This is a genomic window from Streptacidiphilus carbonis, from assembly GCF_000787775.1.
GTDB lineage: Bacteria > Actinomycetota > Actinomycetes > Streptomycetales > Streptomycetaceae > Streptacidiphilus > Streptacidiphilus carbonis.
Window position 1 is genome coordinate 71,629 of sequence record NZ_BBPM01000027.1, and the last position, 24,788, is coordinate 96,416.

A 24,788-nucleotide genomic window follows, 5' to 3' on the forward strand; every position below is an offset into this window, starting at 1 on the left:
CCCCTCGGGGCGGTTGGTTCCGCAGTGCCGGGACCTTCCCGCCGTAGCTGGTCGCTCGCGCAGTTCCCCGCGCCCCTGGTTGTGCAACTGACTCAGTTGCAATTGCTAGGGGCGCGGGGAACTGCGCGACAAGCCACGCACTGTGGTGCACCATTCGCTCGATGGTGTCTCATGTGGCGGACCTGCCCTTGGACGGGGCGACGCAGCCGGTAGGCTGCGGGCTGTGGCTGAGATCCAGATCCCCGCTGACATCAGGCCCGCTGACGGCCGTTTCGGCGCAGGTCCGTCCAAGGTTCGCCCCGAGGCGCTGAACGCCCTCGCCGCGACCGGTAGTTCGCTGCTGGGCACCTCCCACCGCCAGGCCCCGGTGAAGAACCTGGTCCGTTCGGTGCGCGAGGGCGTCAGCAGCCTCTTCCAGCTCCCCGAGGGCTACCAGGTGGTGCTCGGCAACGGCGGCTCCACCGCCTTCTGGGACATCGCCGCCTTCGGCCTGGTGCGCGAGAAGTCCCAGCACCTGAGCTTCGGCGAGTTCTCCTCGAAGTTCGCCGCCTCCACCAAGGCGGCCCCCTGGCTCGCCGACCCGTCCGTGGTGAAGACCGAGCCGGGCACCCACCCGGTCCCGGTCGCCGAGGCCGGCGTGGACGTCTACGCGCTGACGCACAACGAGACCTCCACCGGTGTCGCCATGCCGATCAAGCGGGTGGCCGGCGCGGACGAGGGCTCGCTGGTCCTGGTGGACGCCACTTCCGGCGCCGGCGGCCTGCCCGTCGACGTCACCGAGACGGACGTCTACTACTTCGCCCCGCAGAAGTGCTTCGCCTCCGACGGCGGCCTGTGGATCGGCCTGTTCTCCCCGGCCGCGCTGGACCGCGCCGCCGAGATCGCCGCCTCCGGCCGCTACATCCCGCCCTTCTTCGACCTGCCGACGGCGATCGACAACTCGTCGAAGGACCAGACCTACAACACCCCCGCGCTGTCCACCCTGTTCCTGCTGAACGAGCAGTTGCAGTGGCTGAACGGCAACGGCGGCCTGGACTGGTCGGTGGCCCGCACCGCGGACTCCTCCTCGCGCCTCTACACCTGGGCCGAGAAGTCCTCCTACGCCAACCCGTTCGTCGCCGAGCCGGCCGAGCGCTCGCAGGTCATCGGCACCATCGACTTCGACGACTCGATCGACGCCGCCGCCATCGCCAAGGCGCTGCGCGCCAACGGCATCGTGGACACCGAGCCGTACCGCAAGCTGGGCCGCAACCAGCTGCGGGTGGCGATGTTCCCGGCGATCGACCCGGCCGACGTCGAGGCGCTGACCGTCTGCATCGACTACGTGATCGACAAGCTCTGAGCGCATGAGCCAATGAGCAAACGAGAGGAAGGGCCGTCCCGCCGAGCGGGACGGCCCTTCCTCTTCGCCGCCCGCCCGTCTCAGCGGGCGATGGCGCCGATCACCACGGCCAACAGCAGCAGCACCAGCGCGCCGCTCACGATCCTGCTACGAGTCCTCGGGTCCACCCTCAGAGCGTACCCGCCGCCCCGGCGCGCCCTTCGTCGAGCCCCGCAGCAGCAGCGCGGTCTCCAGCGGTGCGGGCCCCGGCGGCCGGCCGCCGTTGATCAGCTCGGCCAGCAGGTCGAGGCCGGCGCTGCCCAGCCGCTCCCCCGGCAGGTCCACCGTGGTGAGCCCTGGCGACAGCAGCTGCGCGGCCAGGATGTTGTCGATGCCGACCACCGACAGGTCGTCAGGGATCCGCAGTCCCAGCTCGGCGGCCACATGGTAGGCGGCGGCCGCGACCACGTCGTCGTCGCAGACCAGGGCCTGCGGACGGTCGGCCCGGCCGAGCAGGGTGCGGGCGGCGGCCCGCCCCGCCTCCAGGCCGCCGTTGATGGAGACCCCGGCCTCCACCACCTCGGCGCCCCGCGCCGCCCGCTCGAACCCGGCCTGCCGGGAGCGGAAGGTGTACGCGGAGTCGGTCGAGCGCAGATGCCCGATCCTGCTGTGTCCGAGCTCACGCAGATGCCGCACCGCGGCGGCCATGCCCCCGGCGACGTCCAGCTCCAGCGCCCGGCGCAGCGGCGAGTCGGCCACCCCGGCCGGGTCGGCGTCCAGGAACACCACCGGCAGCGAGGCGGGCAGCTCGCCCAGCTGGCTGTCGTCCGGCGAGCACAGCAGCAGACCGTCGAACTGGCCGGTGCCGCAGGCGCGGGCCAGGGTGTCGCTGTCCCAGCCCGAGCTGACCACCACGGCCAGGCCGTGCGCGGTCGCCGCGCCCTGCGCGCCGTCCAGTACCCGGGCGAAGAAGGGGCCGAGCATATTGGGCACCGCGAGGTGGACCAGTCCGGTGCGGCCCAGCCGCAGCTGTCGTCCGGCGGCCTGCGGCTGGTAGCCGAGCTCCGCGGCGGCGGCCCTGACCCGGTCCCGGGTGGCCGCGGAGACCCGGGCGCGGGCGGCCTCGCCGGAGGAGAAGACCAGGGACACCGTCGCCTGTGAGACCCCGGCCAGGCGCGCCACATCGCGCCCGGTCGGACGGTGCGGCAGCCCGGCACCCGCTTCTGCGGCGGGGTCTGCGGCGGAGGGGTCGGACAACGCCCTAGTTCTGGGCGTCCGCGCGGAGGGCGTCGTCCAGGGCGTCCTCGGCGGCGGTCTGGGCGGCGATCCGCTGCTTCATCCCGGCGCCGCGCTGCCTGCGGCCCTCGATGCCCTCGGTGATCTGCGCGGACATCTCGTCCCGCTGACGGCTCAGCAGCACATAGCTGAGCAGCCCGGACACCAGCAGGGCGATGATGACCAGCAGCAGCACACCGGGGGCCCCGGCCATCACCGGCATGAGCTTGAAGTGGGCCAGCACCAGCACGACGACGAAGACGGCGCCGAAGATGCTGAACCGCATGGAGGTGTAGCGGAGGGTGGCGTGTGTCTTGCTGCTCACGGCGCTGGGCTCTCTCTTCCGAGCGATTCGGACGACCTGTCCAGTACAGCACGCGGCCGGGGCGGATCTTCAACGCCCCCCTCGCGGCTCACCGGAGGTCGAGCCACATCAGTACGTCGTCGTACTCCTCGCCCGGCGCCACCCGGATCGCCCCGGGCACCCGGCCCACCTCCTTGTAGCCGCTGCGGCCGTAGAAGCCCTCCAGCCCGCGGCCGCCGCGGAGGGTCAGCTTCAGCCCGGACAGCCCCCAGCCCCTGGCTATCCGCTCGGCCTCGGCCAGCAGCTCCGCGCCGTACCCGGAGCCCTGGAAGCGGGGGTGCACCATCACCCGCTTCAGCAGCATCCAATGGGTCATCAGCTCGAAGCGCTGGTCCTCGAAGAACAGGCAGCCGACCAGCTCGCCGGTGTCCGCCGCGCGGGCCACCAGCAGCCGGTCCGGGCCGTCCTGGACGCCCGCGAACTGCCGTTCGGCGGTGGGACGGACCCGCTCGACGGTGACCGGCGCGACGAAGCCGACGGCTCCGCCCGCGTTGCTGACGTCGGTCCAGAGGCCGGTGATCTCGGCCAGGAGCCGCGCGGTGGGCTCGGGGTCGAGGGTGAAGAGCAGTGCCATGGTGCGGAGGAGTCCTGGTGGTCCTAGAAACGCATCGTCTGCGGGGTCTCCCGGCGGTCCGCCACCGGGCCGTCGTACTCGCGGATGATCTCGTAGCGGGTGTTGCGCTCCACCGGGCGGAAGCCGGCGTCGCGGATCAGGTCGAGCAGGTTCTCGCGGCTGAGCTTGTTGGGCGTGCCGAAGCCGTCCGCGTCATGGGTGATCTTGTACTCGACGACCGAGCCGTCCATGTCGTCCGCGCCGTGGTTGAGCATCAGCTGCGCGCCGTCCAGGCCGTGCATCACCCAGAACACCTTGACGTGCGGCACGTTGTCGAAGAGCAGCCGGGAGACCGCGAAGGTCTTGATCATGTCGGCGCCGGTGGCCATGGTCGTCATGGCCTGCAGCCGGTTGCGGACCACGCCGTCCTTGGAGTCGTGGAAGTCGTGCTGGTAGCGCAGCGGGATGAAGACCTGGAAGCCGCCGGTCTCGTCCTGCAGCTCACGCAGCCGCAGCACATGGTCGACCCGGTGCTTGGGCTCCTCGATGTGGCCGTAGAGCATGGTGCACGGCGTCTTCAGGCCCTTGGAGTGGGCAAGGCGGTGGATCCGCGACCAGTCCTCCCAGTGGGTGTCGTGGTCGACGATGTGCTGCCGCACCTCCCAGTCGAAGATCTCGGCGCCGCCGCCGGTCAGCGACTCCAGGCCGGCGTCGATCAGCTCGTCCAGGATCTCACTGGCGGACAGGCCGGAGATCTTCTCGAAGTGGTGGATCTCGGTGGCGGTGAAGCACTTCAGCGCCACGTCCGGCAGCGCCGCCTTCAACTCGCGCAGCGAGCGCGGGTAGTAGCGCCAGGGCAGGGTGGGGTGCAGGCCGTTGACGATGTGCAGCTCGGTGAGCTGGTCGTTCTCCATCGCCTTGGCCAGCCGCACGGCCTCCTCGATGCGCATGGTGTACGCGTCCTTCTCGCCCGGCTTGCGCTGGAACGAGCAGTAGGCGCAGGAGGCGGTGCAGACATTGGTCATGTTGAGGTGGCGGTTGACGTTGAAGTGGACGACGTCGCCGTTCTTCTGCGTCCGCACATGGTGGGCGAGTCCGCCCAGCCAGGCCAGGTCGTCGGTCTCGTACAGGGCGATGCCGTCCTCACGGGACAGCCGCTCCCCGGCGTAGACCTTCGCCTCGAGCTCCCGCTTCAGTCCTGCGTCCATCCGGCCCTCAGCCCTCTCCTACCCGCACCACTAAACGACTCGGTTGAGCCTACCCCCGCCCGCAGCCCGCCCCCGCTCCCTTTGGAGAGGGTGCGCTCACACCGCCAGCAACTCGGCGAGCAAGGACGGCTCCACATTCCCCCCGCTGACCACCGCGGCGACACTCCGCCCCCGCGGCAGCCGGTCCGCGTGGTGCAGGTACGCCGCCGTGGCGACCGCGCCCGAGGGCTCGGCGACCAGCCGCCCGCGCCTGGCCAGCACCGCCACCGCCGCTCGGATCTCGTCCTCGCTCACCGTGACGATGTCGTCCACGTAGGCCTGGACGTGCTCCCAGGGCAGCAGCCCCAGCGAGTTGGTGCGCAGCCCGTCGGCGACGGTGCGGTGGGTGTCCTCGAACGGCCACACCTTGCGCTCGCCGGTGCGGAAGCTCTCGGCCGCGTCCCCCGCCAGTTCCGGCTCGACGCCGATGATCCGCACTCCCGGCATGGTCAGCTTCAGCGCCGCCGCGGTCCCGCTGATCAGCCCGCCGCCGCTGACCGGCACCAGCACCGTGCGCAGGTCCAGGTCCAGCGCGGTGGCGTCCTCGGCCAGCTCCAGCCCGACCGTCCCCTGCCCGGCGATGATCCACGGGTCGTCGTAAGGCGGCACCCACACATGGCCGTGCTCGGCGACCAGGTCGGCCGGGGTGGTGTCGCGCTCGCTCATGTGCACCAGGATCACCTCGGCGCCGAACGACCGGGTGTTCTCGACCTTCACCGCCGGTGAGGTGTCCGGCATCACGATCACGGCCTTGATCCCCAGCGCCCGGGCCGCGTAGGCCACCGCCTGCGCGTGGTTGCCGCTGGACTGGGCCACCACGCCGCGGGCCCGCTCCGCCGCGGTCAGCGCGGCCAGCCGGTTGTAGGCGCCGCGGATCTTGAAGGCGCCGGTCGGCTGCAGGCTCTCCGGCTTGAGGTGCAGCGTGTGCGTGTCCGTCTGCGCCCAGGGGCAGGGCATCAGCGGAGTGCGCACCGCCACACCGGCGATGCGCTTCTGCGCGTCGCGGATGTCGTCCAGGGTCACCACGGCCATCTGCGGGTCACGCCCTCCGGTCGGTCAACGCATCGGTGTCGGGCAGTTCGGTGGCCCGGTTCTCCCACTTGGTGGACAGCACCACGGTGGTCCTGGTCCGGGCCACACCCTTGGTCCCGGAGAGCCGCTTCACGATCGACTCCAGGCCGTCCACGTCGGGCATCCGCACCTTGAGCATGTACGAGTCGTCGCCCGCGATGAACCAGCAGTCCTCGATCTCGGCCAGGTCCCGCAGCCGGTGCGCCACGTCCTCGTGGTCTGCGGCGTCCGACAACTGAAGACCGATCAGCGCGGTGACGCCCAGCCCCAGCGAGGCCGGGTTCACCGTCGCGCGGTAGCCGGTGATGATGCCCGCCTGCTCCAGGCGGTTGATGCGGTCGGTGACACTCGGGCCGGAGAGCCCGACCAGCCGTCCCAGCTCCGCGTAGGACGCCCGGCCGTTCTCGCGCAGCGCCTGGATGAGCTGTCTGTCCACCGCGTCCATGCTGGAATCCCGCGCCTTCCGATCGTTGGGCAACCAGCCGACTTTATCCGGAATCCAAGACTCCCGGGCCGTCGACCCTGACATCCCAACGACAATACCCCGGGAGAGTGAGCTGCCTCACTCAGGCGTCGTCCCGTCCGGCCGTTCCCGTCCGGCCGTTCCCAGCTGGCCGGCCCAGCGCCGGTAGAGGTCGTGCGGCACTCCGGCCGCGTCCAGCACCCGGCCGGCGACGAAGTCCACCAACTGCTGGGCGCTCCGGGCGCCGGCGTAGAAGCCGGGCGAGGCCGGCAGCACCACCGCTCCGGCGTCGTCCAGCGCCACCAGTTGACGCAGCGTCTGGCCGCTCAGCGGCGTCTCCCGGACGCACACCACCAGCCGCCGCCGCTCCTTGAGGGTGACGCTCGCGGCGCGCTGCAGCAGGTCCTTCGACAGCCCCAGCGCGATCCCGGCGACGGAGGCAGTGCTGCAGGGCACCACCAGCATCCCCCTGGCCGGGTAGGAGCCGCTGGACGGACCGGCGGCCAGATCCCCGGCCGACCAGTAGCGCACCCCGTCCAGGCTCCCGACCTGTGGCTTCGCCGAGTCGACCGGCTGCTCCAGCCACTCCCGCAGGTCCTCGCGCCAGTGCCCGTCGCGGAACGGGATCCCGGTCTCGTCCAGCAGCGTCAGCCGGGCCGCCCGGCTCACCACCAGGTCCACGGCCTCCCCGGCGGCCAGCAGCCCGCGCAGCACCGCCGCCGCGTACGCCGTCCCGGAGGCCCCGGAGACCCCGACCACCCACGGCACCCGCTGCTCTTCCGACCGCTGTACCTCTTGTCCCGCCGGTTGCTCCACCACCTGACCGACCCTACCGGCGCGCCCCGGTTCAGACCGTCAGCACCACCTTGCCCTGGACGTGGCCCCCGGCCACCACCTCGTGCGCCTTGGCCGCGTCGGCCAGCTCGAAGGCCTGCTCGACGAAGGGGCGCAGCCGCCCCGCCTCGACCAGCGCGTTGAGCGCCTCCAGCCCCACCACGTCCGGCTCGACCGAGATCCCGGCGAAGCGCACGTCCACCGCCGCGGCGGCCTTCGCCAGCTCCTCGTTGCCCTTGTCGACGGCGGTCACCAGGATCCCGCCGGGCCGCAGCACGGTCAGCGAGCGGAAGGGGGTGTCCCCGCCGACCGTATCGATCACGATGTCCACCGGGTCCACCGTCCCGGTGAAGTCGGCCGCGCGGTAGTCGACGACCTCGTCGGCGCCGAGCCCGCGCAGGAACCCGTGCTTGCCGGCGCTCGCGGTGGCGATCACATGCGCCCCGCGAGCCTTGGCGATCTGCACGGCAAGGTGGCCCACCCCGCCGCCCGCACCGTGCACCAGCACCCGCTGTCCCTCGCCCACGTCCGCCGTATCCACCAGCATCTGCCAGGCCGTCAGTCCGGCCAGCGGCAGCGCGGCAGCCTCCGCGTGGCTCAGCCCGGCCGGCTTGCGCACCAACTGCCGGGACGGCGCGGCGACGTACTCGGCGTAGCCGTTGGCCGCCCGGGGGAAGTACGGCATCCCGTACACCTCGTCGCCGACCTGGAACCGGCTGACCCCGGGGTCGACCTCCTCGACCACGCCCGAGACGTCCCAGCCGAGAGTGAACGGAGCCTGGCCGATCAGCGGGAAGGCCCCGGACCGGATGAACAGCTCGACCGGGTTGACACCGGCCGCCGCCACCCTGACCAGGACCTCGGTCGGTCCGGCCACCGGCCGGGGCAGGTCGGTGAGCTCCAGGACCTCGGGGCCGCCGAAGGACTTCTGAGTGATCGCACGCATCGGTACTACCTCGTTCGCAGGAAGGGGTGGAAGCTGACGGACCAATCCTGCGATCCTCAGTACCCGTTGAACAGAAGGCACTTGAAAGGTATATAGGTACCTCATGGGAACCACTTCGGACCTGCGATTCTTCGGCGGCGCCGACGCGTACCTCGCCGCCTGCCCCTCCCGACAGATCCTGGACGTGCTGGCGAACAAGTGGACCATGCTGGTCATGGGCGCCCTCGCCGACGGTCCGCTGCGCTTCGGCGTGCTGCGGCGCAAGCTCGACGGCATCACGCAGAAGATGCTCACCCAGACCCTGCGCAGCCTGGAGCGCGACGGGCTGGTCACCCGGACCGTCTACCCGACCATCCCGCCCCGGGTCGAGTACGGCAGCACCGAGTTGGGCCGCAGCGTGTCCGGTCTGCTGGCCGCCGTCAAGGAGTGGTCCGAGCACCACATCGACACCGTCCTGGACGCGCGCGCCGCCTACGACGAGCGCGCGGCCCAGGAGGTCGAGCCGGTCACCGCCTGAGCGCCGGTCCCGACGTGAGGGCCGGTCCCGGCCCGGGGGCGGGTCAGACGCCCAGGCCGCGCAGCACCAGGTCCAGCAGTGCGAAGGCGAAGAGGGAGATCCCGACGAAACCGTTGACCTGGAAGAAGGCCCGGTTGAGCCGGGACAGGTCGCCGGGCTTGACGATGGAGTGCTCGTAGATGAAGGCGCAGCAGACCACGATCAGGCCCATCCAGAAGGCCCAGCCGGCGTCGCTGAGCACCGCGTACCAGCCGAGCAGCAGCACGGTGACCACATGCGCCCCGCGCGCGCCGTACAGCGCGGCGTCCACGCCGAAGCGCGCGGGGACGGAGCGCACGCCGTCGGCGCGGTCGGCGGCGACGTCCTGGCAGCCGAAGATCAGGTCGAAGCCGCCGATCCACACGCCCACGGCCAGCCCCAGCACCAGCGCGTCCCAGGACCAGGTCCCGGTCACCGCCAGCCAGGCGCCGATCGGGCCCATCGCCTGGGCCAGGCCCAGGATGGCGTGCGGGAAGTCGGTGAACCGCTTGCCGTACGGGTAGACCACCATCGGGATCACCGCGACCGGCGCCAGCGCCAGGCAGAGCGGGTTGAGCAGCGCGGCGGCGGCCAGGAAGACCATCAGCGCGACGGCCGAGCCGGCGTACGCGGTGCGCACCGACACCGCGCCGGTGACCAGTTCGCGCCCGGCGGTACGCGGATTGCGGGCGTCGATCTCGCGGTCGATGATCCGGTTGGCGGCCATCGCGAAGGTGCGCAGGCCGACCATGGCGAGGGTCACCAGCAGCAGCTGCAGCCAGTGGACATGGCTGTTGTCGAGGAACATCGCCGTCAGCGCGGCGGTATAGGCGAACGGCAGAGCGAAGACCGAGTGCTCGATCATCACCAGGCGCAGGAACGCTTTGGTCTTCCCCGGTGCGGGGACGGTGGTGGCGGCGGCAGCAGTCGCGCTCACAGTCCGTACTCCTTCCAGCGACGGGAGACCGTCGCGGCCGTTTCAGGGTCGGACTCGACCATCTCGGGCCAGCCCCCGTCCCTGGTGTACCCCTCCTCGGGGAGCTTACGGGTGGCGTCGATGCCGGCCTTGCCGCCCCAGAACTGCTGGTACGAGGCGTGGTCCAGATGGTCCACCGGCCCCTCGACCACGCTCAGGTCGCGGCTGTAGTCGACATTGCCCAGTGCCCGCCAGGCCACCTCCTGGTAGTCGTGGACGTCGCAGTCCGCGTCCACCACCACGATCAGCTTGGTGAGCGACATCATGTGCGCGCCCCAGATGGCGTGCATCACCTTCTGGGCGTGCTTGGGGTACTTCTTGTCGATGGAGACGATCACGCAGTTGTGGAAGCCGCCGGCCTCGGGCAGGTCGTAGTCCACGATGTCCGGGACGATGATCTTCAGCAGCGGAAGGAAGAAGCGCTCGGTGAACTTGCCCAGCGGGCCGTCCTCCGTCGGCGGCCGGCCGACCACGATCGACTGCAGCAGCGGCCGCGAACGCATCGTCACACAGTCGACGGTGAGCGCCGGGAACGGCTCCTGCGGGGTGTAGAAGCCGGTGTGGTCGCCGAACGGCCCCTCCGGCAAATCCACCCCCGGCTCCAGCCAGCCCTCCAGCACCACCTCGGCGTCGGCCGGCACCTGCAGCGGCACGGTCCGGCAGTCCACCATCCGCACCCGCTCGCCGGCCACGAAGCCCGCGAACAGGTACTCGTCGATGTCGCCGGGCAGCGGCGCGGTCGCCGCGTAGGTCACCGCGGGCGGGCAGCCGAAGGCGATGGCGACCGGCAGCCGCTCCCCGCGCCGGGCGGCGACCGCGGCGTGGTTGCGGCTGTCCTTGTGGATCTGCCAGTGCATGCCGATGGTGCGGCGGTCGTGGCGCTGCAGCCGATAAAGACCCAGATTGCGGATGCCGCTGTCCGGGTCCTTGGTGTGGGTGAGCCCCAGGTTGAAGAAGGAGCCGCCGTCGCCGGGCCAGGTGAACAGCGCGGGCAGCGCGTCCAGGTCCACCTGGTCCCCGGTCAGCACCACCTGCTGCACCGGCGCGTCGCCCTGCTTCACCTTCTTTGGCGGCACGTGCGCCATCCCGGCCAGCTTGCCGAAGGCGTCCCGGACCCCGGTGAACCCGTGCGGCAGCTCCGGCTTCAGCAGGCCGGCGATCTTCTCCGAGACGTCCTCGGCCGACTTCAGCCCGAGCGCCTTGGCCAGCCGCCGCTCGGTCCCGAAGACGTTCATCGCCAGCGGCATCGCGGCGCCCTTGACGTTCTCGAACAGCAGCGCGGGGCCCTTGGCCTTCTGCACCCGGTCGACGATCTCCCCGACCTCCAGGTACGGGTCGACCTCCACCTTGATCCGCTTGAGGTCGCCCTCCCGTTCCAGCGCCCGGAGAAAGGACCGAAGATCGTCGTATGCCATACGTGCCAGTATCCGCCACCGGCTAGGCTGCCTCGCACGGACATCGCCGGAGCACCGCACCGGGTGCGTACAGAACGTACGCAGTACCCCCGCGTGGACCCGTCGTTCCGACCGTTTACGGGTCTCCGGCGCACCCCGACACTGACCCTATGACCGCCGCCCCCACAGAGATATCCGAGTACGGCGACCACGTACTCGCCGTCGAACCCACCGGTGCAGAGCCAGTGACCGAGGCCGCCAGACACGGCCGGCCGCTCGGACTGTTCTGGACCTGGACCTCCCCCAACATGGAGTTCGCCACCGTCTTCGTCGGCGTCCTGGCCGTCGGCGTCTTCGGTCTCGGCTTCTGGCAGGCCGTGCTGGCGATCGTGCTCGGCACCGGCCTCGGCGCCGTCGCCCACGGCTTCCTCGGCCTCAGCGGCCCCCGCCACGGCGTGCCGCAGATGGTGGCCGGACGCAGCGCCTTCGGCTACTGGGGCAATGCCCTGCCGGCCGGGCTGAACGCGCTGACCGCGGGCATCGGCTGGTTCGCCGTCAACAGCGTGAGCGCGGCGTACGCGTTGAACACGCTGCTCGGCTGGCCCGCACTGCTGTGCCTGTTCATCGTGGTGGTGCTGCAGGTCGGCATCGCCTACTTCGGCCACAACTTCATCCAGAGCGCCGAGAAGTACACCTTCCCGCTGCTGACCGTCGTCTTCCTGATCGCCGCCGGGGTCATCCTCAGCAAGTCGGACGTCTCCGCGGCGACCGGCGCGCACGCCTTCCCCGGCGCCTTCCTGCTGACCGCGGGCGCGACCTTCGGCTACGCCGCGGGGTGGACGCCGTACGGCTCGGACTACACCCGCTACCTGCCGAAGTCCTCCCCCAGGTGGGCGGTCGGCCTGTGGCCGGCGCTGGGCGTCTTCCTCTCCTGCGTCCTGCTGGAGACCGTCGGCGCGGCGTCCGCGACGATCGCCGCACCCGCGAACCTGTCCCCGACGGCGGCGTTCACCCACGCCCTGCCGACCTGGCTGGCGGACCTCACCCTGCTCGCCATCGCGGTCGGCGGGATCGCCGCCAACGCGCTCAACATCTACTCGGGCTCGCTGTCCTTCGTCGCGATGGGGATCAGGCTCCCGGCGGCGGTGCGGCGGGCGACGGTCGCCCTGGTCTTCGGCGTGGCCGGCACCCTGGTCGCCTGGTCCGGGCTGCACGACTCGGGCTCGAAGTACGAGAACTTCCTGCTGGTGATCACCTACTGGATCGGTCCCTGGCTGGCCGTCGTCTTCACCGACCGGATGCTGCGGCGCGGACAGTCCGACGAGACCGTCGCCGCGACGCTCGGCGACAAGGCCTTCAGCTGCTGGGCGGCACCGATCGCGATGGCGGCGGGCACCGGGCTCGGCGTCTGGCTGTTCTCCAACCAGTCGGACTACACCGGCGTCATCCCCAAGCACGTGCCCGGGATCGGCGACATCGCGTTCGCCGGGGGGTTCGTCATCGCGGCGGTCCTGTACCTCCTTCTCCGGCTGGTACCCGGGCTGGGGCCGGTGAGCGGAGCCGTGGCACTCACGAAGGCCTCAGCACCGGAGCCCGCGGGTACCTGACCGTCAGCCGCGGATCCTGTCCGCGCAGTTCCTCGCGCCCCCACAGGGGCGCGAGGAACTGCGCTGCCAACCATGCACGACCTGCACTGCTACTCACCACCCCGCAGAACCCGATGCGCACAACACGCCAGCAGCAGCTCAGCGTGCACGTCGGCATCCCCCACAGCGAGCCCCAGCAACGACTCGATCCGCTCCACCCGCTGATAGAGCGACTGCCGCCCCACATGCAGCAGCCCCGCCGTCCTGGTGGGGCTGCACCCGTTCCGCAGGTGCACCTCCAGGGTGCGGACCAGGTCGCTGGGGTGCGCCGCCTCCCACTCCAGCAGCGGCCCCAGCGCCCGGCTGACCAACTGGGCCAGCCGGTCCCGCGATGCGGGGGTGAGCCCGTCGCCGACCAGTTGGCGCTCCAGCGCGAGCGCCCTGGACGACGTCACCAGCGCCCCCTCGCAGCAGCCCGGCTCCGGCGCCGGAACGCTCAGCGCCAGCGCCAGTGCAGTGCGCGCCTCGCGCAACGACTCGCCCCAGCGGCTCCACGCCGCCTCCCCCGGGGCGGCCGGCCCCAGCGCCACCGTCACCCCGGCCCCCTCGGGGACCTCCCCCGCCGCCACGAGAGCGCTCTGCGCCAGCCGTACCGCGTCGCCGGAGCCGGACACCCGCACCGGGACGGTGAGCAGCGCCGCCACCGTCCCCCCGGGCACCGCCGCCCGCAGCAGGCGTCCGCCCAGCAACTCGGCCGCGCGGTCCAGCACCGCGCCCGCCCCGGCGCCCGTCGCCGCCGCGCCGACCAGCCGGTGCGTCCGGTCCACCGCGAAGTCCAGCGCCCGGGCCCTGGCCACCACGTCCGCCTGGCTCAACGCCGTCCCCTCGGCCAGCTCGACCAGCAGCGCGGCCACCCGCCCGTCCCGGTCGTGGGCGGGCAGCCGACGGTCCGTCAGGGACTGGGTGACGATGGCCGTGTTGGCGGCCTCCGCGATGCGGATGAAGGGCACCACCGCGCGCAGGGCGACCAGCGGCAGGCCGCGTCGGCGGCTCTCGTCCACCAGCTCGTACGGCATCTCCGTGAGGGTGCGGCCCAGTTCGACGGCGATCCCGGCGACCCCGCGCTCGGCGAGCTCGCGGACGTAGTGGCGGCGGGCGCCGGCGTCCGCCCCGGCCAGGCCGAGGCCGGTGGTGAGCAGCAGCTCGCCGCCGGACAGCAGCGGGCCGATCTCGTAGATCTCGCTGGAGTGCACCCAGCGCACCGGCCGGTCCAGGCCCTTGCCGCCGCAGAGGATCTCGGGCGCGGCATCGCCGAGGACGTCGAAGGAGAGGATCTCGCGGAGCGTGAGTGCGGCCAAGGCGACTCCTGAGGGCGGGGAGGGGAGGACACGGTGTCGGCGGCAAGGTGGGCTGGAGCGTACTTTCCGCACGTTGCCCCGGTGTTTCCGGGACGGGAAAGTGGACCCATGACAGACACCTCACATCTGCTGGCGGTCGCCGTCGAGGAGGCCAGGGCAGGTCTGGCCGAGGGCGGCATCCCGATCGGCGCCGCGCTGTTCGGCCCGGACGGCGAACTGCTGGGCCGCGGCCGCAACCGCCGGGTGCAGGACGGCGACCCGTCGATGCACGCGGAGACCGCCGCCTTCCGCGACGCCGGCCGGCTGCGCGGCTACGGCCGCACCACGATGGTGACCACGCTCTCGCCGTGCTGGTACTGCTCCGGCCTGGTCCGCCAGTTCGGCATCGGCCGGGTCGTCATCGGCGAGGCCACCACCTTCCACGGCGGCCACGACTGGCTGGCCGAGCACGGCGTGCAGGTGGTGCTGCTGGACGACCCCGAGTGCACGGCGATGATGCGCGACTTCATCGAGGCCAGGCCGGAGCTGTGGTTCGAGGACATCGGCGAGTGACGAGCGAAGAGAGCAGGTACCCCATGTCTCCCCGTATCCCCGTGATCGACCTCGCGCCCTGGCTGTCGGGCGGTCCCGACGCCAGGGCCCGTACCGCCGCCGCGGTGGACGCCGCACTCAGCCAGGCCGGGTTCCTGCTGATCACCGGGCACGGCGTGAGCCGCGAGCAGCGGGAGGGCGTCCGCGAGGCCGCGCGGGCGTTCTTCGCGCTGCCGACGGCGGTCAAGCAGCGGTACGGGGTGACCGTCGGCGGCCGGGGCTGGCTGGCGAAGGGCGCCGAGGCCAACGGCTACTCCGAGGGCACCGAGACCCCGCCCGATCTCAAGGAGTCCTGGACTGTGGGCGCCGACCGGCCGTCCGGCGACGCCGGGATCGACGCCTTCTGGTTCCAGCCGAACCGCTGGCCGGAGGCCGAGGCCCCAGCGCTGCGGAAGACCGTCGAGGAGTACCTGGCGACCATGCGCTCCGTCGCCGACGAGGTGCTGCGGCTGCTGGGCGCGGCCCTGGGGCAGCCGACGACCTTCTTCACCGACCACACCGCGCATCCGACCTACACCCTGAACATCAACTGGTACCCGGGCACGGGGGTGGTCGGCGAGCCGCAGCCGGGCCAGTTCCGGATCGGCCCACACACCGACTTCGGCACGGTCACCCTGCTGGACCGGCAGCAGGGCAGGGGAGGGCTGCAGGTCTACATCGACCCCGCCGACGGCGGGGTCGGCTGGGAGGACGCGCCGTACGACCCGGACGCGCTGACGGTCAACATCGGCGACCTGATGGCGCGCTGGACCGGCGACCGCTGGAAGTCCGGCCGCCACCGGGTGCTGCCGCCGTCGCCGGAGGCGCCCGAGGAGGACCTGATGTCGCTGGTCTACTTCTACGAGTGCGACCCGCACACCGCGGTCGCCCCCGTAGGAGGTCCGGTGGCGTACGAGCCGGTTGACTCCTCCGCCTACCTCAGGGCCAAGTTGGAAGCCATCACCGTCGGCTGACCGGCCGTCAGCTGTGACCGAGCTCCTCGGCCGGGTCCTCCTCGGCGACCGAGCCGCCGTGGGGGTCCGGGTGCAGCGGGAAGCTCTCCATGCTGAACTCGTCCAGCACCGGCGGCGGGGGCTGCGGAGGGGTGGGCATCACGGCCGCCTCCGAGTGGCCCCCGCAGCCGTAGTCCAGGGCCACCACATGGCCGTCGGCCGGGCCGAACTCATTGCCGCAGATCCCGAAGGTCTGGCTGAGCGTGCCCGCGACCGGGATCAGGAAGCCGCAGGAGTTGCAGTTCGCCGGGGCGGCCTGGGCCATCGGCGTGTGCGCGCCGTAGTCCTTCTCCCAGCGGTCGGCGGCCAGGTGCAGTCCCAGCCGGGAGAGCACCCGTGCCCGGCCGAGCCCCAGCTCCAGGGCGACCGAGGCGATGGAGCCGCGCTCGGTCGGCGCGGCCAGCTCCACGTCGGCGCCGATGTCGGCGGCGACCGCCGCCTCCGCCGCGGCCGCGTCGGCCAGCGCCGAGTTGGGGGCGGGCTCGTCCTCGCCGGACCAGCCGGGCTCCAGCCGCAGGTCGTCCTCGTCGGTCGGCAGCAGGTCGCCGGGGCCCATGTCGCCCGGGCGCAGCCGCTCGCTCCAGGGCACCCACTGCGGCGCGATCAGCGCCTCGGCGCCCGGAAGGAGCACCGTTTCGTCAAGGGTGACCTGCTTGCTGCGGGAGGCGCGGGTGACCGTGACGGCCCAGCGCCAGCCCCGGTAGGCCCACTCATTGGTCGCGAAGTAGTGCGTGACGACCCGCTCGCCGTCGGCCTCCACGCCCAGGTGCTCGCCGACAGCGGCCTCGCCGGCCGCCTCCACGGCGGCGGCCCGGGCGAAGTCCACAGCTTCCGCACAGAGCCGGTCGGGGGTACGGCTTCGCGTCGTCGCAGCACTCATCACAGGATCGATTCTCTCCCAAAGACTGTCTCCGGTACGCCACCGTCTCCGGCGGCATGGCGCGGGGCGCCTGCCGCGGGCGTCGACAGACGTCCCATTCTGCGCGACTCCGCGGACCGGTCCGGCCGCGCTCGGGGGAGCGGACAGCCGGGCCGCCGCAGGACGGCCACGCGGTACTGCTGGGCGGTACGAAAGGTATTGGCGCGACGTCCCCACCGGATACGGCGGAGTGCCACTGGGTGCACGGTACCGGTCGCGCGGCCGAAGGGGACAGTCCCTTGCCACGTGTGGCCCCGCCACACTGATCGGCTCATAGCAGAAAGCCAGCATGACAGCCCATCGGTCGGGCAGGATGGCGACGTGGCCGACGACGCGCCTGCGGGAGCTTCCACTCCCCCCGGCATCGACAGCCCCTCCCCGTCCGGGCCGAGCCAACGGCAGACGACGGCGACGGGGTCGAACCCGTCTGGTCGGCCCGGCGGCGCCCGGGGCCTGGCAGGCACGCTGCACCGGGGGGCCTCCGCCACCGCCCGCGGGGTCGGCCACGCCGTCCACGGCACCGGGCGGCGGATCCGCAAGGCCACCTCGGCGGAGGGCGCGGGCGAGTCCGGGCTGGCCAAGCTGATCGAGCTGCACGCGGTGAACTCGGCCGGCGACATGATGATCACCGTCGCGCTGGCCTCCACCATCTTCTTCTCGGTGCCGACCGGCGAGGCCCGCGGCCGGGTCGCGCTCTACCTGCTGATCACCATGGCCCCGTTCGTGCTGCTGGCCCCGGTGATCGGCCCGCTGCTGGACCGGCTGCCCAGCGGGCGGCGCAGTGCGATGGCGCTGTCGATGCTGGTCCGGGCCGCCATCGCGTGGATGATGACCAGCTCCATCGCGGGCGGCGGGCTGACCGTCTACCCGGAGGCGCTGGGCGTACTGGTCGCGTCCAAGGCGTACGGGGTGGTCCGCAGCGTGGTGGTGCCCCGGCTGGTGCCGGAGCGGGTGACCCTGGTGAAGGCCAACTCGCGGGTCACCCTGGCCGGGCTGCTGGCCACCGGCGTGGCCGGCGCGATCGGCGGCGGACTGCACCTGATCGGCCCGACCTGGCCGCTGCGCGGCGCCTTCGTGGTGTACCTGGTCGGCGCGTTCCTGGCGTTCGGGCTGCCGCACCAGGTGGACCTGGCCAAGGGCGAGGCCCGGGCGCTGCTGCACGCGCCGACCGCGGCCGAGGCCACCGCGGCCGAACGCGAAGCCGACCGGGGGCCCGAGCCGGTGTCGCTGCGCAAGGAGGCGCCCGCGGGCGCCTCCCCCGCCGCCGGTTCCGCCCCGGCCACCGGGCCGCCGAAGGTCGGACTGCGCACCGTCGGCCCCGCCGTGGTGCTCGCGCTGTGCGCCGAGGGCACCTTGCGCGGGCTCTCCGGCTTCCTCACCTTCTTCCTGGCCTTCCTGCTCCGGGAGCACCCGCTGGCGGGCCTGAACGCAACCGAGGCCCTGGGCATCGCCGCCGGGGCGCTCGGCATCGGCAACGCACTGGGGACGGCGCTCGGCTCCTGGCTGCGCGCCCGGGCGCCTGAGATCCTCGTCACGCTGACGCTCGCCTGCGCGGCCGCGGCCGCGCTGGCCGCCACCCTGGCGTACGGGATGCTGACGGTGACCCTGCTGGCCGGCACCGCCGGAATCACCCAGTCGCTGGGCAAGGTGGCCCTGGACGCGCTGATCCAGCGCGACGTCCCGGAGCGGGTCAGGACCTCCGCCTTCGCCCGCTCCGAGACATTGATGCAGCTCACCTGGGTGATCGGCGGCGGCCTCGGGATCGTGCTGCCGCTGGTCGGCCAGGTCGGCATGGGCACCGCCGCCGGAATCCTGCTGCTGTCACTGGCCTTCACCCTGCGCGGCCTGATCCGGCTCCCCGGCCGGGTCCCCCGGCCCCACCTGGCCTAAGGCCGGGGAAGATCGGCAGCCCCCGACGTGGCGCGGCAGCGGACGGACGGTAGCCTCAGCACCATGAGCATCAACCGCGCTGTCCTCGCCCTCGGAGCCGTCGCCGTCGTGGGCGTCGGCACGGTCGGTTTCTCCGTCCAGCACGCCCACAGCAAGGGCAAGCCCGTGCCCAGCGTCTCGGTGGTCTCGGGCTCGACCTGGAAGCAGATCGCCCCGCCGGCCGACTCCTGCTACAACGGCGGCGACGCGCTGACCACGGCGCAGCAGAAGACCTGCGCCGCCGCGATCACCGCGCAGCTGACCAAGGGCGACATCCCCACCCTCCAGGTCAACAACGCCAACGTCACCTTCGGCATCGACGTCGGCAAGGACGTCGCCGGGAAGCAGTGGTTCGCGCGCAGCAGCAGCAGCGCCCCGGTCTCGCCGACCAAGAAGCAGTACGCGGGTCCGCTGACGGTCTCCTCGCTGATGGTCGCCGACTCGACCACCGGCACCACCCCCACCACCGCCCCGGTGCTGGTGGTCGCGGGCACCGGCGCGACCAACGCCCCGGTCTACGGCGAGTGGCTGTTCGAGATCGCGGTCAAGAGCTGACCGGACGACCGTCCCGATGAGCGTCCCGCCGTCCCGTCTGCTCGTCGTCACCGCCGTCGCCCCCGAGGCGGCGGCGGTGCTGCGTGGTGTCCGCGCCGCGCTCCCGCACGCCGCGGAGGTGCCGGGCCCGGGCGGCCTGACCCGCTGCGGCCCGGTGGACGTACTGGCGGCCGGGGTCGGCCCGGCCGCCGCGGCGGCCGGCACCGCCACCGCGCTGGCGCCGGCCGGCGCCGCGTCAGCCGACTCCGCGTCAGCCGGTTACGCGCTGGTGGTCTCGGCCGGTATCGCCGGGGGCTTCGCCCCGCTCGCGCCGCTGGGCTGCGCGGTGGTCGCCGACGTGATCGTCGCCGCCGACCTGGGCGCGGAGACCCCGGACGGATTCCTCAGCGTCACCGAGCTGGGCTTCGGCCGGGTCCGGCACGAGACCGCGCACTCCGGACCGGTCGCCGCCGCGCTGCGCGCCGCCGGACTGCCGACCGCCGTCGGCCCTGTGCTCACCGTCTCCACGGTGACCGGCAGCGCCGCCCGCGCCGCCGAGCTGACGGGCCGCCACCCCGGCGCCGTCGCCGAGGCGATGGAGGGCTTCGGCGTCGCCGAGGCCGCCGCCGCGCACGGGGTCCCGGTGCTGGAGCTGCGCACGGTCTCCAACGCCGTCGGCCCCCGCGACCGCGCCGCCTGGCGGATCGGCGAGGCCTTCGCGGCCCTGGAACGGGCCTTCGCACTGCTGCCCTACAACCGGCTCACCGGGCCCGGGGAGTGAGGGGTTAGGGTCGGAAGCATGACCGCCGCGACCCTCTCCACCGCGTACTCGCCCTGCCCCAATGACACCTTCGTCTTCCACGCCCTGGCCCACGGCCTGGTCCCGGCGCCGTTCGCGCCCGAGGTGACCTTCGCCGACATCGACATCACCAACGGCCTTGCGGAGCGCGGCGAGCTGGACCTGCTGAAGATCTCCTTCGCCGCCCTGCCCTGGGTGCTGGACGAGTACACCCTGCTGCCCTGCGGCGGCGCGCTGGGCCGCGGCTGCGGCCCGCTGGTGCTGACCGGCCCCGAGGCGTCGGGCAACCCCGCCGACCTGGCCGGGAAGACCGTCGCCGTCCCCAGCGAGCGCTCCACCGCGTACCTGCTGTTCCGGCTGTGGGCGGCCGAGGCGGTCCCCGGCGGCCTGGGCGAGATCGTGGTGCTGCCGTTCCACGAGATCATGCCCGCGGTGCGGGACGGCAAGGTGGACGCCGGCCTGGTGATCCACGAGGCCCGGTTCACCTACCAGCAGTACGGGCTGCGCTCACTCGCCGACATGGGCGAGGCCTGGGAGGCCGCGACCGGGCTGCCGATCCCGCTGGGCGCGATCATCGCCCGCCGCTCGCTCGGCGCGGAGAAGCTCGCCGAGCTGGCCGCGGCGATCCGGGCCAGCGTCGAGTACGCCTGGGCCAGGCCCGAGGCCAGCCGGGAGTACGTGCTGGCGCACTCCCAGGAGATGGACCCGGCCGTGGCCGACCAGCACATCGCGCTCTACGTCAACGAGTTCACCGCCGACCTCGGCGAGGCCGGCTACGCCGCGGTGCACGGCCTGCTGGACCGGGCCGCCGCGGCCGGCCTGGTCCCCGCTGTCGCACCGGAGGCGCTGGCCTTCGCCGGGGCCACGCGCCTCCGCTGACGACTGTTCAGGACTGCGCAGGAGCGCTCAGGACCGCTCAGACGTCCAGTTGGTCGGCGACCGCGCGCAGCAGGGTCGCCACCTGGTGTCCGGCCTGCTTCTCGGGGTAGCGCCCGCGCTGCAGGCCGGGGAGGATCCGCTCCAGCAGCGTGGTGAGGTCCTGGACGATGGGCGCCAGGTCGTCGGGCTTGCGCCGGTTCTGCGCCGCGAGCGAGGGCAGGTCGTCCAGCACGGTCACCTTCTGGGCCTGATCACCGCGGTGGCCGGCGATGATCTCGAACTCGACCCGCTGCCCCGGCTTGAGCGCCTCGACCCCGCTGGGCAGGGCCTTGGAGTGCACGAAGACGTCGCCGCCGTCGTCGCTGGAGAGAAAGCCGAAGCCCTTCTCGGTGTTGAACCACTTGACCTTGCCCGTGGGCATCGGAGACCTCGTCGCTGGTGTGAGATGGGTTGAGGGAAGTACAGGGAGTAACCGGCAGAAGCTGGTAGCAGGACCGAGCCTGCGGGCGGAAGCGGTGTGGCGGGTGGTGCCGACACCGGCTGGTGCAGCCGTGCCGAGCTGTCGGCGGATCGCAGTCAGTGCCGCGCCATTGTTCCAGGTCGGCCGTGTGCAGATCGAGTCCATTCCTGGACCGGCGCTGCCGGCAGGCCGGGATCCGAGGTCCGGCGGCAGCGTCTCGTCGGCTGTTTCTCCCACGGTTTCGCCGTTGCCATGACACACCCCCGATCCTCCTGCGGGGCCGCATCCGGACAGTCTCGGCGCAATCCCCGTGCGTGACGTGCATACCCTGGTGGGGTGACTACTGAAACTCAGCACCCCGGCGACGGCCTGGTCCGGGTCGGCGCGATCCTGTTCATCGTCGGCGCGGTGGCCACAGTCGTGACTGTGGCCCCGCTGTTCCTGGGCCTGACGCCGCTGCCCTCGGCCGCGTACTTCGTCAGCATGGTTATGCCGGTCGGCTTCGCCGTGGCCCTCTTCGGCCTGCTCCGCGCCGCGCGTTCGCAGAAGCGGGGCAGCAGCAGCGTCGCCTAGGGGACTTTGCGTGCGGACCGTAGATGGTTTGTCGCGCAGTTCCCCGCGCCCCTGACCAATTGCAACTGGCTCGGTTGCAACCAGCCAGGGGCGCGGGGAACTGCGCTGCCAACCATGCAAGTGCCGCACTCAGGCAACGTACGAATCCAGCCACGCCGGAAAGTGTGTGAGGTCCGGCAGGACCACGTCCGCGCCAGCCTCGGCGAGTTCGCGCTCGCTGTAGGGCCCGGTGGCCACCCCCACCGCCAAGGCGTCAGCCGCCCTCGCGCCGAGGATGTCGGCCAGGTGGTCGCCGACATAGACGGTCGCGCTCTCCTCCCGCAGCACCGTTCCCTTGTCGGGGCCGAAGACCGAGCCGTACAGCCCGTCCACGGCCAGCCCCAGCGCGTCCAGGTTCAGCTTGGCGTTGGGCGTGTGCTTTCCGGTGACCACCAGCGTCCGCCCGCCGCTGGCGCTGACCGCCGCGAGAGCCTCATGCGCACCCGGCAGGGCCACGCACCCGGCGACCCCGTGCTCGGCGTAGAGCGCGCGGTAGAGGTCGGACACGACCTGGACGGCCTCGGCCGGGAACCAGTTGGCGATCTCCTGCTCGACCGGCGGGCCGAGCCGGGTGACCACCAGGTCGCTGTCGATCGCGGTGCCGGTCTCCGCGGCGAGCAGGTCGTAGACCGCCTTGATCCCGGGCCGGGAGTCGATGAGGGTCATGTCGAGGTCGAAGCCGACGATGGGAGCGGTGCGTCCAGTCATGTTGATCACCCTAAGGGGCGAGCCATGGGGACATACTTCTCAAAGGTGACAAATGACCTCACCGGAGGACGTCATGCCCCGTCAGATTCCGCGCCGCAGCCTGCTCGCCGGGGGCACCGCCGTCCTGGCCGGCGCTCTGGCCGGCTGCAGCGGCGGCAGCGGCTCGACGGACGGCTCCGGCAGCGCCACCCGCTCGGTGCAGACCGCCACCGGCGCCGTCGAGGTCCCGTCCGCCCCCAAGCGGGTCGTGGTGCTGGACACCGCCGAGCTGGACTCGGTGCTCACCCTGGGCTTCACCCCGGTCGGTGCCTCCCGGGCAGCGGCCGACGCCACGCTGCCCGACTACTGGGGCGCCGCCCGGCTCCAGGGCATCGCCTCCACCGGCACCATCGGCGCCCCCGACCTGGACGCCATCGGCAGGCTCGACCCCGACCTGATCCTCTCCAACCAGACCAGGGACGGCTCGCGCTACGAGAGCCTGGCCGCGATCGCCCCGACCGTGCTCACCGCCACCACCGGCTACCCCTGGAGGCAGAACTTCACGGTCCACGCCGACGCCCTGAACCAGTCGGCCTCGGTCGCCCTGGTCAGCACCGGCTACACCCAGCACGTCTCCCAGGTGATCGAGGCCCTGGGCGGCACCGACGCCGCCAAGAAGCAGCAGATCAGCCTGGTGCGCTTCGTCCAGGACGAGGACCCGCGGCTGTATGCGACGCAGAACTTCCTGGGCACCGTCCTCGCCGACCTCGACCTGGGCCGGCCCTCCTCGCAGTCGGGCCAGGTGTTCGACACCACCCTCGGCGACCCGGCCCAGCTCGCGGGCCTCGACGGCACCGCGCTCTTCTACGCCACCTACGGGGACACCGGCAAGGCCGGCACCGCGGCGGTGGTGGGCAGCGCGGCCTGGCGGGCGCTGGGCGCCGTCGCCGCGCACCGCGCCTTCGCCGTGGACGACGGGCTCTGGTTCCAGGGGATCGGCTACACCGGCGCCAACTTGGTGCTCGCGCAGCTCCAACGGTTCCTCAGAAGCTGATTGCGTTACGCCTCTTGTGACCCAGGTCACCCCGTTCCACCATGGCAGGATGCCGACGACAGCAGAGCAGGCCAAGCAGTCAGCAAGGCGCAAGGCAGCCATCGCCCATGGATTCGACCTGGTCGCCGAGGTCTACGGCGCCCCGGACTCAGGTGCGTTCGTCCGCAGGCTGGGGGCCGGGCTGGTGCGCCGGGCCCGGCTCCGCCCCGGGGACAGGGTGCTCGACCTCGGCTGCGGCCGGGGCGCGGTCCTGTTCGCCGCCGCAGAGGCCGTCGGGCCGGACGGCTACGCGGTGGGAATCGACCTCTCCCCCGGCATGGTGCACGCCACCGCCGCCGAGATCGGCGCCCAACGGCTCCGCAATCTCGTGGTGCGGGTCGGCGACGCCGAGGACCCGGGTTTTCCGAGCGGCTCGTTCGAGGCGGTGCTGGCCGGGCTGATGCTGTTCATCACCCCGGACCCGGCCGCCGTGCTGGGCTCGGCGCACCGGCTGCTGGTGCCCGGCGGCCGGTTCGCGATGACCAGCTTCGGCCCGGCCGACCCGGCCTGGGAGCGCCCGGTGCGCGCCGCGCTCGCCTTCGCCGACCAGCAGCAGTCGGTCCGCGAGTGGTCCACCAACAAGGGCGGCAACCCGCTGCTGGACACCCCCGAGCAGATCGCCGACCTGTTCGAGCAGGCCGGCTTCGACCAGATCGAGACGGTCGACGAGGAGGACGTCGCCACCTACACCGGACCGGAGGAGTGGTGGGCCTCGGTCTGGAACAGCGGGCGCCGGGCCGCCCTGCTGGAGCTGATCCCGGACGAGCGGCGCGAGGACGCCCGCAAGGCGGCCTTCGCCGAACTGGCCTCGCTGGAGGTGGACGGCGGCCTGACCCGCCGCACGACGGTCCGCTACACCACCGCCACCCGGGGCTGAGACCCCGCAGCTGGCATCCACAGCTGGAATCCGCAGCTGGGATCCGCAGCTGAGAGGACGTCAGCGGCGGCGCCACCGGGCGATCCGCCAGGCCAGGAACAGCGCCGAGCAGGCCGCGGCCGCCCGCAGCCACACCGCCACCGTCGACCGCAGCACCGCCTTGAACTGAGCATCCGTCAAGTGCTGCCCGGGCGGCCGGTTGTGGGTGTGCCCGTAGAACCAGAACGCGCAGACCGCGGCGACCAGCACCGGCACCCACAGCGCGGCGAACTGGGCGGCGCCGCGCCCCAGCCGCCGCGCCGAGTAGGCGATGAACCAGCCGAGCAGGGCCACGTACCAGAGCGCCAGCACCGCGGCACTGGCCAGCACCACCACCGCCAGCGACTCCACCAGCGGCAGCGGCCCGCGCGGGACCGGCGCCACCGGTTCGGCCACGGGCTCGACGGCCGGGGGCGGGGCCGGGGGCGCCAGGGCCCGGCGCAGCCAGCCGGGG

The 24,788-nt window shown here is 72.4% G+C and carries 26 protein-coding genes and 1 pseudogene; 12 read left to right on the plus strand and 15 right to left on the minus strand.

What is annotated here, in order from left to right; translation table 11 throughout:
• Positions 1-223: 223 nt before the first annotated feature.
• Entirely contained in the window at positions 224-1,342 is a 1,119-nt protein-coding gene (gene serC / locus TR46_RS21560) for a phosphoserine transaminase (RefSeq protein WP_042403770.1), read from the plus strand.
• Positions 1,343-1,489: 147 nt separating this feature from the next.
• Here the strand turns inward: serC and TR46_RS21565 are convergent, their stop codons facing one another.
• The 8 genes from TR46_RS21565 to TR46_RS21600 all read right to left on the minus strand — a co-directional run bounded on the left by TR46_RS21565 (position 1,490) and on the right by TR46_RS21600 (position 8,074).
• A complete protein-coding gene (locus TR46_RS21565) occupies positions 1,490-2,578 on the minus strand; it encodes a LacI family DNA-binding transcriptional regulator (RefSeq protein WP_052432986.1) in 1,089 nt (362 codons plus the stop codon).
• A gap of 4 nt (positions 2,579-2,582) precedes the next feature.
• Positions 2,583-2,921, minus strand: coding sequence for a DUF4229 domain-containing protein (locus TR46_RS21570; RefSeq protein WP_042403773.1), 339 nt, complete (start codon positions 2,919-2,921; stop codon positions 2,583-2,585).
• A gap of 88 nt (positions 2,922-3,009) precedes the next feature.
• Positions 3,010-3,534: a GNAT family N-acetyltransferase gene (locus TR46_RS21575; protein ID WP_042403775.1), complete on the minus strand. Its 525-nt coding sequence runs from the start codon at positions 3,532-3,534 to the stop codon at positions 3,010-3,012.
• A 23-nt stretch (positions 3,535-3,557) separates the two neighbouring features.
• Positions 3,558-4,721: an aminofutalosine synthase MqnE gene (gene mqnE / locus TR46_RS21580; RefSeq protein ID WP_042403778.1), complete on the minus strand. Its 1,164-nt coding sequence runs from the start codon at positions 4,719-4,721 to the stop codon at positions 3,558-3,560.
• A 96-nt stretch (positions 4,722-4,817) separates the two neighbouring features.
• Positions 4,818-5,792, minus strand: coding sequence for a threonine ammonia-lyase (locus TR46_RS21585; protein WP_042403780.1), 975 nt, complete (start codon positions 5,790-5,792; stop codon positions 4,818-4,820).
• A 7-nt stretch (positions 5,793-5,799) separates the two neighbouring features.
• The gene (locus TR46_RS21590) at positions 5,800-6,276 is read right to left on the minus strand and encodes an Lrp/AsnC family transcriptional regulator (protein ID WP_042403782.1); all 477 of its coding nucleotides are present in this window, start codon (positions 6,274-6,276) and stop codon (positions 5,800-5,802) included.
• Positions 6,277-6,393: 117 nt separating this feature from the next.
• A complete protein-coding gene (locus tag TR46_RS21595; protein WP_084718811.1) occupies positions 6,394-7,110 on the minus strand; it encodes a UbiX family flavin prenyltransferase in 717 nt (238 codons plus the stop codon).
• 31 nt (positions 7,111-7,141) lie between these two features.
• On the minus strand, positions 7,142-8,074 hold the full coding sequence (locus TR46_RS21600) for an NADP-dependent oxidoreductase (protein ID WP_042403785.1): 933 nt from the start codon (positions 8,072-8,074) through the stop codon (positions 7,142-7,144).
• A 103-nt stretch (positions 8,075-8,177) separates the two neighbouring features.
• Here TR46_RS21600 and TR46_RS21605 point away from each other — a divergent pair, with 103 nt between their 5' ends.
• Positions 8,178-8,591, plus strand: a complete 414-nt coding sequence (locus TR46_RS21605; RefSeq protein ID WP_042403786.1) for a winged helix-turn-helix transcriptional regulator — start codon at positions 8,178-8,180, stop codon at positions 8,589-8,591.
• Positions 8,592-8,634: 43 nt separating this feature from the next.
• On the opposite strand, the gene mqnP is transcribed toward TR46_RS21605, so the two are convergent.
• Both mqnP and TR46_RS21615 read right to left on the minus strand, forming a co-directional pair.
• Entirely contained in the window at positions 8,635-9,546 is a 912-nt protein-coding gene (gene mqnP / locus TR46_RS21610) for a menaquinone biosynthesis prenyltransferase MqnP (RefSeq protein ID WP_042403789.1), read from the minus strand.
• Positions 9,543-11,000, minus strand: coding sequence for a menaquinone biosynthesis decarboxylase (locus TR46_RS21615; protein ID WP_042403790.1), 1,458 nt, complete (start codon positions 10,998-11,000; stop codon positions 9,543-9,545). The genes mqnP and TR46_RS21615 overlap by 4 nt, the downstream gene beginning before the upstream one ends.
• 149 nt (positions 11,001-11,149) lie before the next feature.
• On the opposite strand from TR46_RS21615, the gene TR46_RS21620 reads away from it, so the two are divergent.
• On the plus strand, positions 11,150-12,586 hold the full coding sequence (locus tag TR46_RS21620; RefSeq protein WP_063770646.1) for a purine-cytosine permease family protein: 1,437 nt from the start codon (positions 11,150-11,152) through the stop codon (positions 12,584-12,586).
• Between the two features lie 89 nt (positions 12,587-12,675).
• Here the strand turns inward: TR46_RS21620 and TR46_RS21625 are convergent, their stop codons facing one another.
• The gene (locus tag TR46_RS21625; RefSeq protein ID WP_042403791.1) at positions 12,676-13,923 is read right to left on the minus strand and encodes a PucR family transcriptional regulator; all 1,248 of its coding nucleotides are present in this window, start codon (positions 13,921-13,923) and stop codon (positions 12,676-12,678) included.
• Between the two features lie 108 nt (positions 13,924-14,031).
• On the opposite strand from TR46_RS21625, the gene TR46_RS21630 reads away from it, so the two are divergent.
• Both TR46_RS21630 and TR46_RS21635 read left to right on the plus strand, forming a co-directional pair.
• Entirely contained in the window at positions 14,032-14,475 is a 444-nt protein-coding gene (locus tag TR46_RS21630) for a nucleoside deaminase (RefSeq protein WP_042403795.1), read from the plus strand.
• A 23-nt stretch (positions 14,476-14,498) separates the two neighbouring features.
• Positions 14,499-15,467: an isopenicillin N synthase family dioxygenase gene (locus TR46_RS21635; protein WP_042403798.1), complete on the plus strand. Its 969-nt coding sequence runs from the start codon at positions 14,499-14,501 to the stop codon at positions 15,465-15,467.
• 7 nt (positions 15,468-15,474) lie between these two features.
• Here the strand turns inward: TR46_RS21635 and TR46_RS21640 are convergent, their stop codons facing one another.
• Entirely contained in the window at positions 15,475-16,386 is a 912-nt protein-coding gene (locus TR46_RS21640) for a DUF3027 domain-containing protein (RefSeq protein WP_042403800.1), read from the minus strand.
• A 360-nt stretch (positions 16,387-16,746) separates the two neighbouring features.
• Between TR46_RS21640 and TR46_RS21645 the strand changes: the two genes are divergently transcribed.
• From TR46_RS21645 to TR46_RS21660, 4 genes are all read left to right on the plus strand, one after another.
• The gene (locus TR46_RS21645) at positions 16,747-18,315 is read left to right on the plus strand and encodes an MFS transporter (RefSeq protein ID WP_042403802.1); all 1,569 of its coding nucleotides are present in this window, start codon (positions 16,747-16,749) and stop codon (positions 18,313-18,315) included.
• Between the two features lie 63 nt (positions 18,316-18,378).
• Entirely contained in the window at positions 18,379-18,909 is a 531-nt protein-coding gene (locus TR46_RS21650; protein ID WP_042403804.1) for a hypothetical protein, read from the plus strand.
• Between the two features lie 16 nt (positions 18,910-18,925).
• Positions 18,926-19,669, plus strand: coding sequence for a futalosine hydrolase (locus tag TR46_RS21655; protein WP_042403807.1), 744 nt, complete (start codon positions 18,926-18,928; stop codon positions 19,667-19,669).
• A gap of 18 nt (positions 19,670-19,687) precedes the next feature.
• Positions 19,688-20,566, plus strand: coding sequence for a 1,4-dihydroxy-6-naphtoate synthase (locus TR46_RS21660; protein WP_042403810.1), 879 nt, complete (start codon positions 19,688-19,690; stop codon positions 20,564-20,566).
• A gap of 37 nt (positions 20,567-20,603) precedes the next feature.
• Here TR46_RS21660 and TR46_RS45245 read toward each other — a convergent pair whose 3' ends face one another.
• Entirely contained in the window at positions 20,604-20,987 is a 384-nt protein-coding gene (locus TR46_RS45245) for a cold-shock protein (RefSeq protein WP_042403813.1), read from the minus strand.
• Between the two features lie 375 nt (positions 20,988-21,362).
• Here TR46_RS45245 and TR46_RS21670 point away from each other — a divergent pair, with 375 nt between their 5' ends.
• Positions 21,363-21,599, plus strand: a complete 237-nt coding sequence (locus tag TR46_RS21670; protein WP_042403817.1) for a hypothetical protein — start codon at positions 21,363-21,365, stop codon at positions 21,597-21,599.
• Positions 21,600-21,728: 129 nt separating this feature from the next.
• Here the strand turns inward: TR46_RS21670 and TR46_RS21675 are convergent, their stop codons facing one another.
• Positions 21,729-22,346: an HAD family hydrolase gene (locus TR46_RS21675; RefSeq protein ID WP_042403851.1), complete on the minus strand. Its 618-nt coding sequence runs from the start codon at positions 22,344-22,346 to the stop codon at positions 21,729-21,731.
• A gap of 73 nt (positions 22,347-22,419) precedes the next feature.
• Between TR46_RS21675 and TR46_RS21680 the strand changes: the two genes are divergently transcribed.
• Together TR46_RS21680 and TR46_RS21685 are read left to right on the plus strand one after the other, a co-directional pair.
• On the plus strand, positions 22,420-23,379 hold the full coding sequence (locus TR46_RS21680) for an ABC transporter substrate-binding protein (RefSeq protein WP_042403854.1): 960 nt from the start codon (positions 22,420-22,422) through the stop codon (positions 23,377-23,379).
• A 49-nt stretch (positions 23,380-23,428) separates the two neighbouring features.
• Positions 23,429-24,295 (plus strand): class I SAM-dependent methyltransferase, encoded by an 867-nt coding sequence (locus TR46_RS21685; protein ID WP_042403856.1) that lies wholly within the window; start codon positions 23,429-23,431, stop codon positions 24,293-24,295.
• A 60-nt stretch (positions 24,296-24,355) separates the two neighbouring features.
• Here the strand turns inward: TR46_RS21685 and TR46_RS42480 are convergent.
• Positions 24,356-24,788: pseudogene (locus TR46_RS42480) on the minus strand (hypothetical protein); the annotation flags it as partial.

Excerpts from the sequence above, each read along its gene's own strand:
- TR46_RS21575 (WP_042403775.1), bottom strand. The coding sequence starts at position 3,534 with ATGGCACTGCTCTTCACCCTCGACCCCGAGCCCACCGCGCGGCTCCTG.
- mqnE (WP_042403778.1), bottom strand. The coding sequence starts at position 4,721 with ATGGACGCAGGACTGAAGCGGGAGCTCGAGGCGAAGGTCTACGCCGGG.
- TR46_RS21585 (WP_042403780.1), bottom strand. The coding sequence starts at position 5,792 with ATGGCCGTGGTGACCCTGGACGACATCCGCGACGCGCAGAAGCGCATC.
- TR46_RS21590 (WP_042403782.1), bottom strand. The coding sequence starts at position 6,276 with ATGGACGCGGTGGACAGACAGCTCATCCAGGCGCTGCGCGAGAACGGC.
- TR46_RS21600 (WP_042403785.1), bottom strand. The coding sequence starts at position 8,074 with ATGCGTGCGATCACTCAGAAGTCCTTCGGCGGCCCCGAGGTCCTGGAG.
- TR46_RS21605 (WP_042403786.1), top strand. The coding sequence starts at position 8,178 with ATGGGAACCACTTCGGACCTGCGATTCTTCGGCGGCGCCGACGCGTAC.
- TR46_RS21615 (WP_042403790.1), bottom strand. The coding sequence starts at position 11,000 with ATGGCATACGACGATCTTCGGTCCTTTCTCCGGGCGCTGGAACGGGAG.
- TR46_RS21620 (WP_063770646.1), top strand. The coding sequence starts at position 11,150 with ATGACCGCCGCCCCCACAGAGATATCCGAGTACGGCGACCACGTACTC.
- TR46_RS21630 (WP_042403795.1), top strand. The coding sequence starts at position 14,032 with ATGACAGACACCTCACATCTGCTGGCGGTCGCCGTCGAGGAGGCCAGG.
- TR46_RS21635 (WP_042403798.1), top strand. The coding sequence starts at position 14,499 with ATGTCTCCCCGTATCCCCGTGATCGACCTCGCGCCCTGGCTGTCGGGC.
- TR46_RS21640 (WP_042403800.1), bottom strand. The coding sequence starts at position 16,386 with ATGAGTGCTGCGACGACGCGAAGCCGTACCCCCGACCGGCTCTGTGCG.
- TR46_RS21650 (WP_042403804.1), top strand. The coding sequence starts at position 18,379 with ATGAGCATCAACCGCGCTGTCCTCGCCCTCGGAGCCGTCGCCGTCGTG.
- TR46_RS21655 (WP_042403807.1), top strand. The coding sequence starts at position 18,926 with ATGAGCGTCCCGCCGTCCCGTCTGCTCGTCGTCACCGCCGTCGCCCCC.
- TR46_RS21660 (WP_042403810.1), top strand. The coding sequence starts at position 19,688 with ATGACCGCCGCGACCCTCTCCACCGCGTACTCGCCCTGCCCCAATGAC.
- TR46_RS45245 (WP_042403813.1), bottom strand. The coding sequence starts at position 20,987 with ATGCCCACGGGCAAGGTCAAGTGGTTCAACACCGAGAAGGGCTTCGGC.
- TR46_RS21675 (WP_042403851.1), bottom strand. The coding sequence starts at position 22,346 with ATGACTGGACGCACCGCTCCCATCGTCGGCTTCGACCTCGACATGACC.
- TR46_RS21680 (WP_042403854.1), top strand. The coding sequence starts at position 22,420 with ATGCCCCGTCAGATTCCGCGCCGCAGCCTGCTCGCCGGGGGCACCGCC.
- TR46_RS21685 (WP_042403856.1), top strand. The coding sequence starts at position 23,429 with ATGCCGACGACAGCAGAGCAGGCCAAGCAGTCAGCAAGGCGCAAGGCA.